The organism is Phenylobacterium sp., from assembly GCF_030697925.1.
In the GTDB taxonomy this organism is placed as follows: domain Bacteria; phylum Pseudomonadota; class Alphaproteobacteria; order Caulobacterales; family Caulobacteraceae; genus Phenylobacterium.
In genome coordinates this window covers 10,752-27,060 of the sequence record NZ_JAUYOJ010000209.1, presented here as the reverse complement: position 1 = coordinate 27,060, position 16,309 = coordinate 10,752, and the positions used below count along the sequence as shown (strand labels likewise).

General features: G+C 68.2%; 14 protein-coding genes and 1 pseudogene. 6 read left to right on the top strand and 9 right to left on the bottom strand.

What is annotated here, in order from left to right:
- Positions 1-1,188 (bottom strand): TonB-dependent siderophore receptor (locus Q8Q88_RS20370; protein ID WP_305677017.1); only part of this gene is annotated, 1,188 nt, incomplete at its 3' end.
- 463 nt (positions 1,189-1,651) lie between these two features.
- On the opposite strand from Q8Q88_RS20370, the gene Q8Q88_RS20365 reads away from it, so the two are divergent.
- Positions 1,652-2,329, top strand: coding sequence for an HAD hydrolase-like protein (locus tag Q8Q88_RS20365; protein WP_305677016.1), 678 nt, complete (start codon positions 1,652-1,654; stop codon positions 2,327-2,329).
- A gap of 8 nt (positions 2,330-2,337) precedes the next feature.
- Here Q8Q88_RS20365 and Q8Q88_RS20360 read toward each other — a convergent pair whose 3' ends face one another.
- The 3 genes from Q8Q88_RS20360 to Q8Q88_RS20350 form a co-directional block, all read right to left on the bottom strand.
- Positions 2,338-3,021, bottom strand: a complete 684-nt coding sequence (locus Q8Q88_RS20360; RefSeq protein ID WP_305677015.1) for a ParA family protein — start codon at positions 3,019-3,021, stop codon at positions 2,338-2,340.
- Between the two features lie 109 nt (positions 3,022-3,130).
- Complete coding sequence (locus Q8Q88_RS20355) at positions 3,131-3,733, bottom strand: hypothetical protein (protein ID WP_305677014.1); 603 nt, start codon at positions 3,731-3,733, stop codon at positions 3,131-3,133.
- Positions 3,734-3,752: 19 nt separating this feature from the next.
- Positions 3,753-7,406, bottom strand: coding sequence for a hydantoinase B/oxoprolinase family protein (locus Q8Q88_RS20350; protein WP_305677013.1), 3,654 nt, complete (start codon positions 7,404-7,406; stop codon positions 3,753-3,755).
- A 70-nt stretch (positions 7,407-7,476) separates the two neighbouring features.
- Between Q8Q88_RS20350 and Q8Q88_RS20345 the strand changes: the two genes are divergently transcribed.
- The 5 genes from Q8Q88_RS20345 (at position 7,477) to Q8Q88_RS20325 (ending at position 11,531) form a co-directional block, all read left to right on the top strand.
- A complete protein-coding gene (locus Q8Q88_RS20345) occupies positions 7,477-8,172 on the top strand; it encodes a TerB family tellurite resistance protein (protein ID WP_305677012.1) in 696 nt (231 codons plus the stop codon).
- A gap of 104 nt (positions 8,173-8,276) precedes the next feature.
- The gene (locus Q8Q88_RS20340; protein WP_305677011.1) at positions 8,277-8,567 is read left to right on the top strand and encodes a hypothetical protein; all 291 of its coding nucleotides are present in this window, start codon (positions 8,277-8,279) and stop codon (positions 8,565-8,567) included.
- 242 nt (positions 8,568-8,809) lie between these two features.
- Positions 8,810-9,097, top strand: a complete 288-nt coding sequence (locus Q8Q88_RS20335; protein ID WP_305677010.1) for a putative quinol monooxygenase — start codon at positions 8,810-8,812, stop codon at positions 9,095-9,097.
- Between the two features lie 9 nt (positions 9,098-9,106).
- A complete protein-coding gene (locus Q8Q88_RS20330) occupies positions 9,107-10,330 on the top strand; it encodes an acyl-CoA dehydrogenase family protein (protein WP_305677009.1) in 1,224 nt (407 codons plus the stop codon).
- Positions 10,331-10,643: 313 nt separating this feature from the next.
- Positions 10,644-11,531, top strand: coding sequence for a site-specific integrase (locus tag Q8Q88_RS20325; protein ID WP_305677008.1), 888 nt, complete (start codon positions 10,644-10,646; stop codon positions 11,529-11,531).
- Positions 11,532-11,685: 154 nt separating this feature from the next.
- On the opposite strand, the pseudogene Q8Q88_RS20320 reads toward Q8Q88_RS20325, so the two are convergent.
- From Q8Q88_RS20320 to Q8Q88_RS20300, 5 genes and pseudogenes are all read right to left on the bottom strand, one after another.
- Positions 11,686-12,907 (bottom strand): annotated as a pseudogene (locus Q8Q88_RS20320) (IS701 family transposase).
- Positions 12,908-12,952: 45 nt separating this feature from the next.
- Positions 12,953-14,224 carry an MFS transporter gene (locus Q8Q88_RS20315; protein ID WP_305677007.1) on the bottom strand — a complete coding sequence of 424 codons (1,272 nt, stop codon included), beginning with the start codon at positions 14,222-14,224 and terminating at the stop codon, positions 12,953-12,955.
- Positions 14,214-15,083 carry an SMP-30/gluconolactonase/LRE family protein gene (locus tag Q8Q88_RS20310; protein WP_305677006.1) on the bottom strand — a complete coding sequence of 290 codons (870 nt, stop codon included), beginning with the start codon at positions 15,081-15,083 and terminating at the stop codon, positions 14,214-14,216. Before Q8Q88_RS20310 ends, Q8Q88_RS20315 begins: the two co-directional genes overlap by 11 nt.
- A complete protein-coding gene (locus tag Q8Q88_RS20305; RefSeq protein ID WP_305677005.1) occupies positions 15,080-15,412 on the bottom strand; it encodes a hypothetical protein in 333 nt (110 codons plus the stop codon). Before Q8Q88_RS20305 ends, Q8Q88_RS20310 begins: the two co-directional genes overlap by 4 nt.
- Positions 15,412-16,299 carry a DUF6772 family protein gene (locus Q8Q88_RS20300; protein ID WP_305677004.1) on the bottom strand — a complete coding sequence of 296 codons (888 nt, stop codon included), beginning with the start codon at positions 16,297-16,299 and terminating at the stop codon, positions 15,412-15,414. The genes Q8Q88_RS20305 and Q8Q88_RS20300 overlap by 1 nt, the downstream gene beginning before the upstream one ends.
- Positions 16,300-16,309: the final 10 nt, after the last annotated feature.

Here is a 16,309-nt window from a genome sequence, read left to right as displayed (position 1 = left end):
GCCGAACAGCGGGTTGCCGCCGACGCCGAGCGGACGCCAGGCGACCGAGGTGAAGAGGCCGTTGGCGCCGGCCGTGGCGGCCTGGGCCGGGGTGAGCCCGCCCGAGGCGATCAGGGCCTGCAGGCCGGGGTTGGCGCTCGGAATATAGAAGCCGTTGCCCTGGATCTTGGTGGTCAGCGCCGAGGTCGGGAAGTTGTTGGGCGGGTAGGACGGCGAGGAGTTCTCGGCGGCGACCTCGTGGCCCGAATAGAGGATTTCGGCGTGGAACCTGGTGGTGTCGGTGAGGTCGAAATTGACCTCGCCATAGAGCTGCCAGTGGTCCTCATCCTCGGTCAGATTGTCGAAGCCGAGAAACTGGAACTGGCAGCTGGTCGCCGTGCCGGGGCCGGAGATGGCGCCGCAGGCCGGGTCGACCACCGGGGAGGTGAAGGTCGTCCCGCCGTTGCCGCTGGAGAGGTAGAGGCCGGGATTGCCGAAGGTGGACCAGCCGCCCTGGGGGTTGTCGGTGAAGGCGCGCAGGGCGAAGTCGCGGTCGGTGGTCGAGAGCTCCGAGCGCTTGCGGTAGCCGGCGGTGACCAGGACGTCGCCGCGGTCGCCGACCCAGCCATAGGCGGCGTTCACATTGTAGTCGCCCTTGGAGCCGTCGATCAGCGAATAGCCGCCGGAGACCTCCAGGCCGCTCAGGTTGCGCCGCGTGATGAAGTTGACCACCCCGCCGATGGCGTCGGAGCCGTAGGTGGCGGCCGCGCCGTCCTTCAGCACCTCGATGCGGCCGATGGCGGCGGTGGGGATCAGGTTGGTGTCGACATAGATGGAGCCGGGCGAGATCGCCATGCGGCGGCCGTTGAACAGCACCAGGGTCCGCTCGGCGCCCAGGCCGCGCAGGTTGACGTTGCCCGAGCCGGTGGTCTGGCCCGCGCCGAACTGGTTGGATTCGCCCACGGCGCCCGAGACGGCGGGGATGGACTTGATCAGGTCGACGGTCGAGGGCGAGCCCTGCTTGGCCATCTCCTCGGCGCCGATGACATTGACCGGCAGGGCGGCGTCTTCGGGCGTGCCGGCGATGAACGAGCCGGTGACGACGACTTCTTCGACCTCGGCGGAATCCTGGGCCAGGGCCGGGCCCGCGGCGCCGGCGAGCAGGAGCGCGAGGGAGGAGGCTCCGGAAAGGTATCTGGATTGTAGCAAGCGTTTCCCCTTTTGTAATATAACTACGTTATCCGTCGATATTGCGACAGAGTGCGGGGGAGCAATGCGCGAGGCTTTCAGCAAAACGCAAGTTGATTTTGTAAGCACGCAAGAATAGATCGCGAACAGATACGACGGGTCTGTCAAAACTTATCCGAACATTGTTCAAGTTTTGAATATGATGAAAAAATCGTACCGTGATTTCGAAAACTGTCGAAATTAGTCCAGGAAAATCAAAGCTCACGATCCGCGTGAGTTTCGGCGCGAACGTCAGAACCGCCCCTGTCGCTTTCGCGCCACGCTGGGCGAAGAATTCATGTGCGGGGTATGGCTACGGGGCCTTGAACGGTGAAGGCCGTGTCAGCGAATCTACGGGGCGCCGCGCTCCGTCGGTTTCCCTGACTGTTCGGGAAGCCCGGAACACGGCGCTAGCTAGCCCGTCAAGCTGCGCATAAGCTCGGCTATGCTCCGGCCCACCCCGACAATCCTGCTGGATCTGGACGGCACGATCATTGATTCGCAGCCGGGCATTCTGTCCAGCTGTCGCGCCGCCTTGCGCGCCCTGGGGCATGAGCCCGAGCCATCGCTCGACCTTTCGGCGCTGATCGGCCCGCCGATAGAGGACGGCATGCGGTGGCTGCTGGAGCGATATGGGGACGATCGGGTGGCGGAGGCGGTGGCGGCCTATCGGTCAGACTATGGCCAGCGCGGGCTGTTCAGCAGCCCGCCCTATCCCGGTATCGTTCAGGCGCTGACGGCGATGCGGAGCGCGGGCGCGCGGCTCATCCTCGCGACGTCAAAGCGTAGGGAATTCGCCCAGCGTATTCTGGAACATATTGGGTTCGATGGCTTTTTCACCGCCATCCATGGCTCGGAGGCTGGCGGTGCGCTGGACCACAAGCCTGAACTGATCTCCCATATTGCCGAGCGTCATGCGCTGGCGCCGAGCGACTGCGTGATGATCGGGGACCGTCGGCATGACGTTGCCGGGGCTCATGCGAACGAGATGCGCGCCCTCGGGGTGCTGTGGGGTTACGGAACTCGAGGCGAGTTGGAGGCGGCGGGGGCCGACGCCCTGGTGTGCGAACCGGCAGGTCTTCCGACAGCCGCGCTTGCGATGGCCACAGCTGGAATGAGGTGACCTTGAGACTACGCCGCCTGGGTCTTGGCGCTTTCCAGTAGTTCCAGCACTGCGGCCAGGTAGCCCTGGGCGTTGGCGCGGGCGGCGGGGACGCCGCTGACGCCGCTGCGCTCCAGCTCGGTGAAGCCGCCGCCGACCGAGAACAGCATCCGGAACGCCTCCTTCTCGATCAGGGCGGTGGGCAGGATGCCGATGTCGCTTTCGCGCAATTGCTCGACCACCTGCTTCAGCGAGCGGGGGCGCAGGGCGGCGGGGACGCGGGTGAGCAGGCAGCGGTGCAGCAACTGCGCGCCGCCGCGCTTGCCGAACTGCGCGACCATCTCGGCGGCCTTGATCGCCTGCAGCGCCTCGATGGCCGAGGAGGCCAACGGGGTCAGGACCAGGTCCAGCCGCATGGTGGTGAAGTTCATCGCTCCGCGGATGGAGCCCTCGGTGTCGAGGATCAGCCAGTCGGGCTGTTTGCGCTGGGCCTCGCGCAGGGCGTCGCGGATGTCCTGGGTCATGGGGGCGGGATGGACGGAGATCCTGTCGGGGCGGCCGGGCAGGTTGGCCCAATGGACCAGGGGCTTGTTGGGGTCGGAATCGATCATCGCGACCCGATGGCCCTGCTCGCTCAAGCCGAGCGCGAGCAGAAGCGCGGCGGTGGTCTTGCCCGCGCCCCCCTTCGGATTCACAAACGCTACGGTCGGCAAGCCTATCCCTCTCCGGACGCCGTCGAGGGCGTCACGTGATCAAAGTAAACGCACGAGGGGCCGTTTGTGACCAGGGGGTGCGACGCCACACCCATTGCTCGAGCGCGGCTCAGGACGGGTTGGCGGGCGCTTCGACCGGAGCTTCCACCGGCGGCTCGCTGGGTGACGCGGGTTCGGCCGGCATCTCGGCGCCGGCGTCGACGGTGGCGCCGAGCAGCTTGGCTCGGGTTTCGAGCGCCTTGGCCGTGGTCCCGCAGCGGGCCGGCAGGGTCCAGCTCATCCACTCCTGGGCCAGGCGCGCCTTCGGCAGGTTGGGAGCGGCGGCCCAGGTGGCGCGGCCGCGCTTCACGGCCTCGCCGCCGCGGACATTGATCGGCTTGAGGCTGGCGCGCTCGGCGGCCTCCATGGCGCGGGCGAACAGCTTCAGGTCCTTGCGGCCTTGCTTCTCCAGGTCGGCATAGACCTGCAGGTCATCGGCTATGGTGCGGCCGGGCGCGCGGAAGGTGGTCTCGATGCGGGTGACCTCGGGCATCACCTGGTCGTGCAGGTCCAGATAGCCGGTCAGCGCCCCGTGGCACCAGGCGACCAGGCCGTAGTCGTCCTTCGGGGCGCCGGCCGGGTAGGGCGCCTCGACGGGCGCGGGCGCCGGCTCGGTGGCGGCAGGGGCGGCGTCTTGGGCCAACAGGGCGAGAGCGAACAATAGCGCGGACATTGGACCTCGAAAAATCTGATCAGGCGGCGGAGCGACCGAAGCCCCCGCCGCCGGGGGTCTCGATCTCGATGACGTCGCCGGGCTGGACCGTAATGGAAAAGCAGCCGGGCAGTTCCTTTACCGCGCCGGAGCGCTCGATCAAACGCTGGCGGCCGGGCAGGGCGGGCCCGCCGCCGGCGATCCCCTGGGGCGCATGCTCGCGGCGGGTGGAGAGCAGGGCCGCTTCCATGGGAGCCAGGAACCGCACCCGGCGATAGGCGCCCTCGCCGCCGGCCATGGCGCCGGGGCCGGCCGAGCCCTGGCGGATGGCGAAGGCCTCGACCCTCACAGGAAAGCGGCGCTCCAGGATCTCCGGGTCAGTCAGGCGCGAATTGGTCATGTGGGTGTGGACGGCGCTGGTCCCGGGGCGGTCGGCGGCGGCGCCGGCCCCGCCGCAGATGGTCTCGTAGTACTGGCGCTCCTCGTCGCCGAAGGTGAAGTTGTTCATCGAGCCCTGGGCGTTGGCCATGACGCCCAGCGCCGCATAGAGGGCGTCGACCACGTGCTGGCTGGTCTCGACATTCCCGGCCACCACGGCGGCGGGGTATTTCGGGGCCAGCATCGAGCCCTCGCGCGTCAGGATGCGCAGGGGCTCAAGGCAGCCGGCGTTCAGCGGGATGTCGTCGTCGACCAGGGTGCGGAAGACATAGAGGGCCGCGGCGTCGACGATGGCCGACGGCGCGTTGAAGTTGGAGCCCAGCTGGGCGGCGGACTCACGGAAGTCGAGGGTCGCCTCGCCTTTGGCCGCATCGACGGTGGTGCGCACGACGATCTCGCCGCCGCCGTCCATGGGGACGCGGGCCTCGCCGTCGCTGAGCCTGCCGATGGCGCGGCGGACGGAGGCCGCGGCGTTTTGCTGGACGAAGGTCATGTAGGCGGCGACGGCCGGGCCGCCATGGGTCTCGATCATGGTGCGGACGGAGGCGGCGCCGGCCTGGCAGGCGGCGATCTGGGCCTTGAGGTCGGCGATGTTGCGGTCCGGCGCGCGGGAAGGCCACTGGCCGCTGGCCAGGGCCGCGCGGGTCTCGGCCTCCAGGAACTTGCCGCCCTGCATGATTGGCAGGGCGTCGAGCAGGACGCCCTCCTCGTCGAGCGTATGGGAAAAGGGCGGCATGGAGCCGGGCTGGATCCCGCCGACGTCGGCATGGTGGCCGCGGGCGGCGACGTAGAAGGCGGCGCTGGCGTCGTCGCCCATGAAGATCGGCATGACCACGGTGATGTCGGGCAGGTGGGTGCCGCCGGCATAGGGGTTGTTGAGCGCATAGGCCTCGCCGGGCTTGAGGTCCGGGTGGCGGTCGCGCACGGCGCGGACACTGGCGCCCATGGAGCCCAGGTGGACCGGCATGTGCGGGGCGTTGGCCACCAGGCCGCCGTCGGCGTCGAACAGGGCGCAGGAGAAGTCGAGCCGCTCCTTGATGTTGACCGAATGGGCGGTGCGCTCCAGGGCGGCGCCCATGGCCTCGGCCACGCCCATGAAGCGCTTGTTGAACAGCTCCAGGGTGACCGGGTCGGGCCGGTCGAGGGTGAGCTCGGCGGTGACGATGTGCTGGGCGCGGTCCAGGCGGATGAGGCCGTCGGCGCCGGGCGTGGCGATCCAGCCCGGCGAGAGGGCGATCTGGGTGTCGGGGCGGACGATGAGGGCGGGGCCGGCGGTCTCGGTGAGAGTCTCGGCGGGGATGATCGGGGCGTCGTGCCAGGCGCCGTGGAAGAACATCCTGGCGGACATGGCGCCTCCTCTCCCCACGTCGTCCGGGCGGAGAGGATAGGGTGAGGGGGGCGTTTCGGCCGCTTCGCGCCTGGGGATGGGCTGGGATGCGTCGCCTTGCGACGCGCCCCTCACCCTACCCTCTCCCCATGAATGGGGAGAGGAGGAGTTGCTCACGGCCTCGACTTCGACCGTGGCGATGACGATGGGGAGCTCGGCCTCGATGAAGCCGAACAGGCGCTGGTGGCCGGCTTCGAAGGCGGACTTCACCTCGGCGAGCGAGCCGACCGGGACGGCGATCTGGGCGTCGGCGCCGTCGTAGCGCAGGCGCAAGGTTCGGCGAATCTCGGAGGCTTCCGCGCCCTGGTCGGCCAGGGCCGCGCGGGCCTGGGCCTCGACCTCGACGGCCAGCGCCTGGGCGCGGGCCAGGCCGGCCGCGTCGAGGACAACGTCGAGGCCCATCTGGCGCAGGCTCGTCACCTCCGCCTGGCCGATGCCCCAGGCCGAAAGGACGCTGCCGTAACGGGGACAGAGCACCTGCCAGGGGCCCAGCGCGTCGGCGACCTCGCAGGCCACCTGGCCGGCGGCGCCTCCGAAGGCGGTGAGCACATGGTCGCGGGGATCGAAGCCGCGCTCGGTGGAGATGCGGTCGGTGGCGCGGGCCATCTGTTCCACGGCGATGGCCACGAAGCCCTCGGCGGCGGCCTCGACGCTGGGGGAGCCCATGGCCTGGGCGAGCCTGGCGATGGCGGCGCGGGCGGCCTCCACGTCGAGAGGTGCGTCGCCGGTGGGGCCGAAGATCGAGGGAAAGAAGCGCGGATCCAGGCGCCCCAGCACCAGGTTAGCGTCGGTGACCGTCGCCGGACCGCCGCGGCCATAGGCGGCGGGGCCGGGATCGGCGCCGGCGCTCTGCGGCCCGACCCGGGCGCGCAGGCCGTCGAAGGCCAGGATCGAGCCGCCGCCGGCCGCCACGGTCTCCACGTCCAGCATCGGGCTGCGCAGGCGCACCCCGGCCACCTTTGCGGCGTCGCGGCGCTCCAGGCTGCCGGCATAGCGGCAGACATCGGTGGAGGTGCCGCCCATGTCGAAGCCGAGCGCCTGGGCGGCGCCGGCCGTTTGGGCCGTGCGGGCCACGCCCACCACCCCGCCGGCGGGGCCCGAGACCACGGCGTCGCGGCCACGGAAGGCCTCGGCGCGGACCAGGCCGCCGGCCGAGGTCATGAAATAGAGCGGGGCGCCGGCCACCGCCTGGGCCACCCGCTGCACATAGGCCTGCAGGATCGGGGTCAGATAGGCGTCGGCGACGGTGGTCTCGGCGCGGGGGATGAAGCGGGGCAGGGGCGAGACCTCGTGACTCAGCGCGACGAAGTCGAAGCCAGCGGCGCGGGCCAGGTTTCCGGCGACGATCTCGTGGGCCGGGTTGAGGTCGGCGTGCAGGAAGGCGATGGCCGCGGAGGTGAAGCCTTCAGCGCGGGCGTCGGCGAGCTTCCTAGCCAGGGCGTCGGCGTCGAGAGGGGTGACCACCGCGCCGTCGGCGGCAAGGCGTTCCTGCGCCTCCACCACGCCGGAATAGAGCGGCTCGGGTCGGATGATATTGAGCGCGAAGAGCTCCGGCCGGGCCTGGTCGCCGATCACCAACGAGTCGGCGAAGCCCATCGTGGTCACGAACAGGCTCCTGGCGCCGGCTCGCTCCAGCAGGGCGTTGGTGGCCACGGTGGTGCCCATCTTGATGGCGTCGATCCGGGCGGCGGGAAAGGGTTCTCCGGGCCCGGCGCCCAGGGTTCGGCGCATGGCCTCGACGGCGGCGTCGGCATAGGAAGGTGAGGCGGAGAGCAGCTTCAGGGACAGCTCCGAACCGTCCGGCGCACGGCCGATCACGTCGGTAAAGGTGCCGCCGCGATCGATCCAGAAGCTCCAGAGCCTGTCCAATCCTTAACCTTCCAATGTTCGGATACGCGTTGTCAGGTCCCGTCCGGGGCCTTACAGGTGGCTAACTCCCATGAGCTTCTGGCGCAACATTGCTGGGCTCGCAGTCCGCCGGCCCGATGCGGGCGACTGCGCTGATTGCCCGGCCACCCGGCCCGGCGAGGACCCCGCCTTTTCCACCGCCGTGACCGCGCTCGGCGCGAAGCTGGCCAAGGCCGACGGCCGCGCCAGCCTGGGCGAGTTCGACGCCTTTTCCCGGGTGTTCACGCCCGACGCGGCCTCGGAGCGCAATATCCACCGCCTGTACGACCTGGCCCGCCAAACAACGCGAGGCTACCAGAGCTACGCCCGCCGGCTGGCCAAGCGCTACGCCGGTTGCCCGACCCTGCTGGAGGACGTGCTGGACGGCCTGTTTCACATCGCCGCAGCCGACGGGGCGGTGTCGCAGGACGAGCTGGACTACATCGAGAACGTCTCGGACCTGTTCGGCTTCTCGCCCCTGGTGTTCCGGCGGCTGAAGGCCACGCATCTCGGCCTGGCTTCCGACGATCCGTATGGCGTGCTGGACGTCGAGCACGACGCCACCGACGAGACGGTGCGCGCCGTCTGGCGCCGGGCGGTGTCGGACGCCCACCCCGATCGGGCCCGCGCCCGGGGTTTGCCCAGCGAATTCATCGAGGTGGCGGAGGCCAAGGCCGCGGCGATCAATGCGGCTTTCGACGCGATTATGCGCGAACGCAAGGCGATGGCGCTCGAAGGCGCGGCATGATGCCGCCACTTTTTCACGATTTCGTCGCCTAGAGTTGACGTTCGGGATCGCTCGTCCGACATAATCGTTCTAGTCGCTGAGAAAGCGGCGCCTTCGAGGAAGCCATGGTCCGGGAATTCGCCAGGAAGCACGGTTCGGCCCTTCGCAGTCTTGCGATGCTGGGCGGAGCCCTCGCCACGGCCGCGGCCGTGGCCATCGGCGCGGTGCTGGCGGTGTTCTTCGCCGCCACCGTGGTGGTGATCGCCGTGATGGCGTCGGTCCTCCTGGCGCTCGCCGGCCTCGCGCTCCGCGCCAAGCGCGCCCACGTCCGCCGCGACGACGGCGTCATCGAAGCCCGCAACCTGGGCGGCCACCACTGGGTGGCCTATGGCTGGAACGAGCCGGCGGGGCGGTAGCTCCCCGTATTTGAACCACGAACCTCACGAACGACACGAACGGGCCTATCCTGTGAGGGTGGGGTTTGACCGCGCGCGGAGCGCGCGCCTGGTCGAGTAGGCCGACCGCCGCGCCGCCTCGTTCGTGTGGTTCGTGTGGTTCGTGGTTTAGGTCTTCCTTTGGCCCAGCTTCAGTTTTGCTGACTTGCCGACGTTCACCTGTATCTCTACCGTGACTTCAAACAAGCGTTTGGGAGAGCGGCATGATCGGCGTGGTGGCGACCTTGAAGGTCCAGGACGGCAAACAGGGTGAGTTCGAGGCGATCTTCACCGATCTGGCCGCGCAGGTCCGGGCAAATGAGCCGGGCAATGTCGTCTACCAGCTGACCAAGAGCCGCGCCGACGCCACGGTCTACAAGGTGCTTGAGCTCTACAAGGACCAAGAGGCGCTCTCCGCCCATGGCCAGACCGACTATTTCAAGGCCGCCGGCGCCAAGATGGGACCCTGCATGGGCGGGCGTCCCGAGATCGAATATCTCGACGCCGTCTAGGAGGACGTCATGGACCTCGAATTTTCCAAGGAAGACCTCGCCTTCCGCGACGAGGTCCGGGCGTTCATCGCCGACGCCTATGACGACGACATGCGGGCCCACATGGCCCAGTCGAAGAACGGCCATATCGGCAAGGCGGGCCAGATCCGCTGGCTGAAGCGGCTGGGCGACAAGGGCTGGATCGCGCCCGACTGGCCGACGGAATACGGCGGCACCGGCTGGAGCCACGCCCAGAAGTACATCTTCGACATGGAGATGGCGCTGGCCGGCGCCCCCTCGACCAGCAACATGGGCCTGAAGATGTGCGCCCCGGTGGTCATGGCCTTCGGCACGCAGGAGCAGAAGGCCCAGCACCTGCCCAAGATCCTGTCGTCCGACGTCTGGTGGTGCCAGGGCTATTCCGAGCCGGGCTCCGGATCGGACCTCGCGTCGCTTTCGATGAAGGCCGAGCGCGACGGCGATCATTATGTGCTGAACGGTTCAAAAATCTGGACGACCTACGCCCAGCACGCCGACTGGATGTTCTGCCTGGTGCGGACCTCGGTCGAGCCGATCCGCCAGATGGGGATCAGCTTCCTGCTGCTGGACATGAAGACCCCGGGCATCACGGTCGTGCCGCTGCCCACCCTGGACGGTCCGCCGACCGGCGAGGAAGAGATCAACCAGGTGTTCTTCGAGGACGTCCGGGTGCCGGTTTCCAACCGCATCGGCGAGGAGGGGCAGGGCTGGACCTACGCCAAGTACCTGCTGCAGTTCGAGCGTGGAAATCCCTATGCGGCGGGCCTGACCAACCAGTTGGCCAAGGTCCGGAAGATCGCCGGGGTGGAGCCTTCCGACGGTGGGACGCGGATGATGGATGATCCCGATTTCCGCCGGAAGTTGAGCGAGCTGCAGATCAAGGTCGATGTGCTGAACGCCACCGAACTGCGGATGTTCGCGGCGCGGACGGCGGGCGAGGCGATGGGGGCGGCGTCCTCCATGCTGAAGCTGGAAGGCTCCCAGGCGCAGCAGGCGGTGACCGAGCTGGCCCTGGAGGCGGCGGGGGTCTACGCCCAGCCCTTTGTGCGCGACACCTGGGCCGAGCTGCACGGGGAGACAAATGTCCCGCGGGCCGGCGCCGACTACGCCGCCACTGTGGCGCCGATGTACTTCAACTACCGCAAGACCTCGATCTATGCCGGGTCCAACGAGATCCAGCACAACATCATGGCCAAGATGGTTTTGGGGCTGTAGCAGGCGGTTTCGGGCCAGTTCAAGCGGTTCCAATTTCGTTGAATTTGCTGACGAAATTGTTTCTACGATGAACGGCGTTCTCCGTTGATGTTCGCCAATCTGTGACCTATCTGTGACCTGGATAGCGCCAGGTCACAGATTTTTGCCATGCCAGCGGTCAAGCTCACGCGAGCCTTTTGCGAGGCGGCAAAGCCCCAGGAAGGCCGGCAAGTCGCCTATGCGGACAGCGAAGTCCGCGGGCACCGCCACGGAGGCGGGGCGATACCGACCTAAGCGCGCCACGAGCCTCAGCAATGAGCGCGCGGTCTATCGGGTGCACATCAAGGGCGTGTTGGGTCGGCTACCGCTCGAGGCCATTACGCGGAGAGTCGTGAAGGGTGCGCTTGAGCGGATGCTCGACGCGGGCGTGACCTCCCAGGCCGTCCGCGCGCAGGCGGTGGTGCGTCAGATGCTCGCCTACGCCGTGGCCGAGGAGCGCCTGCCGTTCAACCCCGTGGTCGACCTGCGCCCGGTCGCGCCCCCGCGCGCACGCTCCCGCATCTATTCCGATGAGGAGTTGAAGGCCATCTGGACGGGCGTCCAGCGGCCGGAGGCCCTGCGGATACCCGAGGTGATCGCATCGAAGCGCCGAGATGGCGCCCGGGTCCTCGTGGGTCCGTCGATGAGGCTCGCCCTGAGCCTGGTCTTCCTGCTGCTGCAACGTCGCAATGAAGTCCTTGGGATGCGCCTGCCGGAACTCGACCTGAGACACGGACTGTGGACGATCCCGGCCGCCCGCATGAAGAGCAAGCGCCCCCATGCGGTCCCGCTTTCGCCCTGGGCTGTACGCCTCATCAGCCAGGCGATCGATCTCAACGCGGGTCGCGAGACCGAATGCGTGTTCCCGGGACGGTTCGACGACAGTCGTCCGATGGGTGGCCCTTCCATGAACCTAGCGCTGAACGCCGTCCATTGGGCTCGGGAGATCGAGGACGGCACTGTCCATGACATCCGCCGGACCGGCTCCACCCTGATGACCAGCGAGCGGCTTGGGATAGCACCCTTCATCCGTAGCAAGGTGCTCGGTCACAATGACGCCGGTGGAGGTGGGCAGGTGACCGCGACCCACTACGATGCGAACTCCTACATCAGTGAAAAGCGGCGTGCCCTGGAACAATGGCAGGAACTGTTGAGGTCCATCGTGACCGATGGATCGGCCTAGCATTACAGTTGCATCCTGATCTTGATGTGAGCGCGTCGAGCTGCGGCTTGATGGGCTCTTCGCCAGAGGGACCAGGCGACGACCTCGGCGGGCTCGATCTGTTGCTGGGCCAGCCGATTGGCGATGCGGCGGATTTCCTGCATCGACCATCTGATCAGTTCCGTTGAAGGATCCGCTCGATCCAGGCCTTCGTTTTTGGGGGCGTCGGGACGTTGGCGTGATGGCGGATCGCGGCGGTCATGGCGAAGGCCAGCATGACCAGGGCGACATGGCGATGCCAGCCGTGCCAGGAGCGGGTCTCGTTGTGGTCGAGGCCCAGCTCGTTCTTGGCGGTCTCGAAGCTGTCCTCGATGGCCCAGCGGCGGCCTTCCACCTTGACCAGGGTCTCGATGCCCGTGCCGGCCGGACACCAGGTGGTGAAGAAGGCCAGGTCGCCATCGGCGATGTTGCGGCGGATCAGCAGGCCGCGGGTCCAGAGGCCCGATCGCGTCTCGTCGTATTCGCCGGCGCCCATATCGGCCAGTTCGCAATAGGCCCAGTCATGCAGCCTGGGCCCCTTGGTTCCTTCGCCAGCCGACAACCGCTTCCAGGCTGCGGCGTCCAGGTCCTGCGCAATCGCTTCAGCCGCGCCGGCGACGGGCGGCTTGTTCCACGAGCTGAAGCGGTGGTTGCCTGCGACGCCCAGCACGTAACCCTTGCCGGCGGCCCGCAGCGCCATCTCGATCTCGCCGACGCCATAGACGGTGTCGGCCGCCACCCAGGAGAAGGGGACGTCGGCGGCGATCGCCCGCTCGATCATCTGGCGCGCCAGGGCCGGCTTGGTGGCGAAGACCGTGCCCGGTGGGACATGCGCCGCCGCCATCCGGGCCGGATCGTCCGTCCACGCCCTGGGCAGATAGAGCTTGCGGTCGATGAAGGCGTGGCCATGGCGCGACGCGTAGGTCGCAAACACTCCGATCTGGCAGTTGGTGATCTTGCCGGCCGAGCCGGTGTACTGGCGCCCGACGCCACACGAGGCCTTACCCTGCTTGAGGAACCCCGTCTCGTCGATCACCAGCACCGCAGCGGGGTCGGCCAGGTTTTCCACGACATAGTCGCGCACGATGGCCACCAACGCCTCGGCGTCCCAGTGACTGCGGCCCAGCACCGCCTGCTGCCGCCAAGGCCCCGGATCACCCGCCGCCGCCGCGCGCATCCAGCCGGTCTTGCGCCGCTCCTCGCCCAGCAGCCCGTCCAGGAACTGGTTCGCTGACGAAGCGACACGCGCGTCACCGAACAGCGGACGTAGCCGCGCCTTCACCTCCCGCAGCGAAGACGCCCAAAGCTCCAGCGTCGTCTCGATCGAGGCGCCCGACATCCCATGACCTCCGAATCATGGTCACCCATCGATTCAGACACCACGCGTCAGTGCAACTGTAATGCTAGAGCCCCGAGCGAGGCTTGGGGCGTGTGCTCAGGACGAACGCCAGAAAGAGCGCGCCCGTGGCCAAGGCTACGGCGGCGAGCATCTCCAGGCCGGACCGGACACCGTAGGCGCCCTTCAGGACCCCCATCAGCCAGGGCGCGAAGGCGCCCACCACATAGGCGCAGGCGATGATCAGGCCAGCCACCGAGGAGCGCAGCCGATCCTCCACGGCGTCGAACATCGCGGCATAGAGGTTGGCGTCATAGACGCCGCGAAAGAGGCCAAAGGCGCCGAGCGCCGCATAGACCACCCAGAGGTCGGCCGCGTTGGCCGAGAGCCAGATGAACGGCGCGCAGAGCATCAAGGCCCCGGCCATGGACAGCACGCGGATCCGGGTGAAGCGGCGGACCAGACGGTCGGTGACAACGCCCGTGGCCAGCAGCCCCGCATAGCCGAGCACGTGATGGTAGACGACCGACGAGAAGCCGGCCGAGGCGAGCGACAGCTGGAAACGCTCGTAGAGGATGGTCGGCATCCAGGTCAGATAGCCGACCAGCATGAACACCAGGCCGCAGAAACCGACGGTCTGTCCCAGGAGCAGAGGGCTTCGGACGAGGACGCCGAGGGCTTCCAGGGCCAGGCGGCGGTGGTCGGCCAGGCTTCCCGTCGGCCGGGCGGCGGGAGGCGGCTGGCTCTGGGCGCGCAGGAGGATGACGCCGGCCCAGACCAGGCCCGCGACGCCAAAGGTCATGAACGCCGCGCGCCAGCCATGCTGGTCGGCGACCCAGCCCGCGAACAGGCTGCCCAGCACCACGCCGGTATAGTTGGCGGTCTGGTGGATCGACAACGCCCGGGCCCGGGTCTCGATGTGGCGCTCGGCGATCAGCGAATTGGCGGCCGGTGCGTAGAAGGCTTCGCCGGCGCCGGTCGCCAGGCCTCGGAACAGCAACAGCAGGAGGTAGTTGGCCGAGAACCCTGTGAGCAGGGTGCCGACGCTGAACAGGATGAGGCTGAAGACGACGATGTCGCGGCGCTTGAAGATGTCGCCGGCCAGGCCCGCGATCGGCACCAGCAGGCCGAAGACGATTGAGAAGGTGGTGGCGACGAGGCCCATCTGCTGGTCGCTGAGATCGAACTCCGCGCGGATCAGGGGCAGGGTGACCCCGAAGATCTGGCGGTCGGCCTGGTTCAGGAAGAAGGCGAACCAGAGCAGGGCCACGATCTCCCATTTGAACCAGAAGCCGGTCTTGGGCGCGGCTTCGGCGCCGGTGCGAGCTTCAATGGGCATGGGCGCTCCAAGGCCGACCGCTCGGCAACGCAAGACCTGGCCGGAGGGCCGGGAAGGCGAGCAGCCGGCCGTGCTGCGTCTCGGTGACGACCAGGCCAAGCCTTCCGCTCGGGTCAAAGGCGCAGTTGCTTGGGTTTTCGCCCGGCGTGGGGAGGGTTTCAACGCAGGCCCCTTCCGCGTCGAACACCTCGACGCGACCGGCGCCGTAGATCGCCGCGTACACGCGCCCGCCGGCGTCGACGGCCAAGCCGTCCGGTCCGATGGGGCCGCTCGTGCTCCAGTAGGGCCGAGGCTCGCGCCAGGTCCGGCCGCCTGGATCCCAGCCGCCGCGCCACAGGCGTTGGCGCCGCGTCTCGGCGACGACCAGGTCGCCGTCCGGCAGGAAGGCCAAGCCGTTGGGGAACTGGAGGTCCCGCGCGACGACGCTGCAGGCGCCGGCTGGCGTGAGGCAGCAGACATAGCCGCTCGGCGCGTGCCGCGAGTCCCCCGGACAGGTGAAGACGAGATTGCCGGCCGTGTCGAAGGCCAGGTCGTTCGGGTGGGCCAGCCTCGCGCCCTCGACAGCGTCCACCGCCGTCTCGCAACGCCCCGAGGCCACGTCATAGACGCGCACGGTGTCGCGTTCCGCGTCGCAGAACCAGATGGCGTTGTCGGCGCCGACCCCCAGGCCGTTGGGGGCGCCGCCGACCGTGACGTGCGTAATTGCCCCGCCAGGGTCGCAACGCACGAGGCTCCCGCCCTGCAATTCCACACACCAGAGGTCGCCGTTCCGGTCGAAGGCCGGACCCTCGGGGAAGCGCAGGCCCTCAGCGAGGATGTGGCAGGCCGGACCGCCCGGGGCGGAGTTGTCCCTGCTCATTTCAGGTGAAGGGTCACGAGGAGCGTGCATTCGGCGCCGTCCGGGAGGGTCGCCGCCAGCCTCAGCCAGTTGCCGAAGTGCGAAACCCGCGCCACGGCGAGGTCATCAGCCTGGGCGGGTAAGACGAGGCTGGCGCCCTCGCGGATCCAGCGCATGCCGTCGGGGGATATCTCGACGAAGGCTTGCGCCATCTCGCCCTTGGCCGCCTCTAGGGCGCGGACGAAGATCACCGCCTCGCTCGCCCAGCCGGCCTCATAGGGCTCGGTGGCGCTGGCGCCCGTCCAGGTCTCGTTACGCGCCACGACGGCGGTGAGGCTCTCGCGCAGCATCAGAAGTCACCCGAGAGGCAGACGGAGTCGATGTAGAGGAAGGCCCGCTTGTCGGTCGCCGTCTCGGCGAAGAAGGCGAGGTTGAGCATGCACCAGAGGTTCTTCATGGCCGGCATGCGGAGGGCGTCGAAGCCACTGAGGTCGAACGCCCGGTCGTTACAGCGCAAACCCGTGGCCTTCATCGTGGCCAGGTCGAAATCCAGGCAGACATAGTGCCAGTTCACCTTGGTCGCGATCTCGTTGTAGCAGAGCTTCTGGTCTCCGCCGGGCAGGTCCACCCAGCCGTCGTCCTCCAGATGGAAGTGGCTCACCGTCTCCTCGCCGTCGCCGATGTCGTGGATGCGCGGCGCGCCCGGCTTGAACTGCCACTTCTGTTGAAGGCCCTGGGCGTCGGCGTTGAGGTAGCGCAGGTGCGGCATCACCCGTTCCGTTCCAGTCTTGTCGCCCCCCTGCAGATCGAGCAGGAAACCCACGGCCTTCAGGTCCTGGTCGGACAGCGCCAGGGCGTTCGCCTCGGGCTTGAAGGTCATATAGAATTCCAGGCGGATCGGACCGGCCTTGCGAAAGGTCAGCCGCTTGATCCCCACGGTGAGCGCGTCGCGCTGCGGCCGGGTCGCCAGCTTCAGCACATAGCTTCCGTCCATGCCGCCGTGCGAGCCGCCGTCCCAGTGGGACAGGGTCGAGAGCATGGGACTGGTAATCGGCCGGTAGCCCGGCAGCATGGTGTCGAGGTCGCCTTCGTAGTTGCCGATCAACTGCGACCAGCCGCAAAGGCCGCGATCGAAGTCGTCATAGGTCAGAATCCGCGGCAACGGATCAAAGCGGCTCAGGCCCGGGTCGGCGTCGAGGAGCGCGCGGCGCAGGCCGTTGGTGGAATCACGTGACAAGGGAAGTGTC

Excerpts from the sequence above, each read along its gene's own strand:
- Q8Q88_RS20365 (WP_305677016.1), top strand. The coding sequence starts at position 1,652 with ATGCTCCGGCCCACCCCGACAATCCTGCTGGATCTGGACGGCACGATC.
- Q8Q88_RS20355 (WP_305677014.1), bottom strand. The coding sequence starts at position 3,733 with ATGTCCGCGCTATTGTTCGCTCTCGCCCTGTTGGCCCAAGACGCCGCC.
- Q8Q88_RS20345 (WP_305677012.1), top strand. The coding sequence starts at position 7,477 with ATGAGCTTCTGGCGCAACATTGCTGGGCTCGCAGTCCGCCGGCCCGAT.
- Q8Q88_RS20340 (WP_305677011.1), top strand. The coding sequence starts at position 8,277 with ATGGTCCGGGAATTCGCCAGGAAGCACGGTTCGGCCCTTCGCAGTCTT.
- Q8Q88_RS20335 (WP_305677010.1), top strand. The coding sequence starts at position 8,810 with ATGATCGGCGTGGTGGCGACCTTGAAGGTCCAGGACGGCAAACAGGGT.
- Q8Q88_RS20330 (WP_305677009.1), top strand. The coding sequence starts at position 9,107 with ATGGACCTCGAATTTTCCAAGGAAGACCTCGCCTTCCGCGACGAGGTC.
- Q8Q88_RS20315 (WP_305677007.1), bottom strand. The coding sequence starts at position 14,224 with ATGCCCATTGAAGCTCGCACCGGCGCCGAAGCCGCGCCCAAGACCGGC.
- Q8Q88_RS20310 (WP_305677006.1), bottom strand. The coding sequence starts at position 15,083 with ATGAGCAGGGACAACTCCGCCCCGGGCGGTCCGGCCTGCCACATCCTC.
- Q8Q88_RS20305 (WP_305677005.1), bottom strand. The coding sequence starts at position 15,412 with ATGCTGCGCGAGAGCCTCACCGCCGTCGTGGCGCGTAACGAGACCTGG.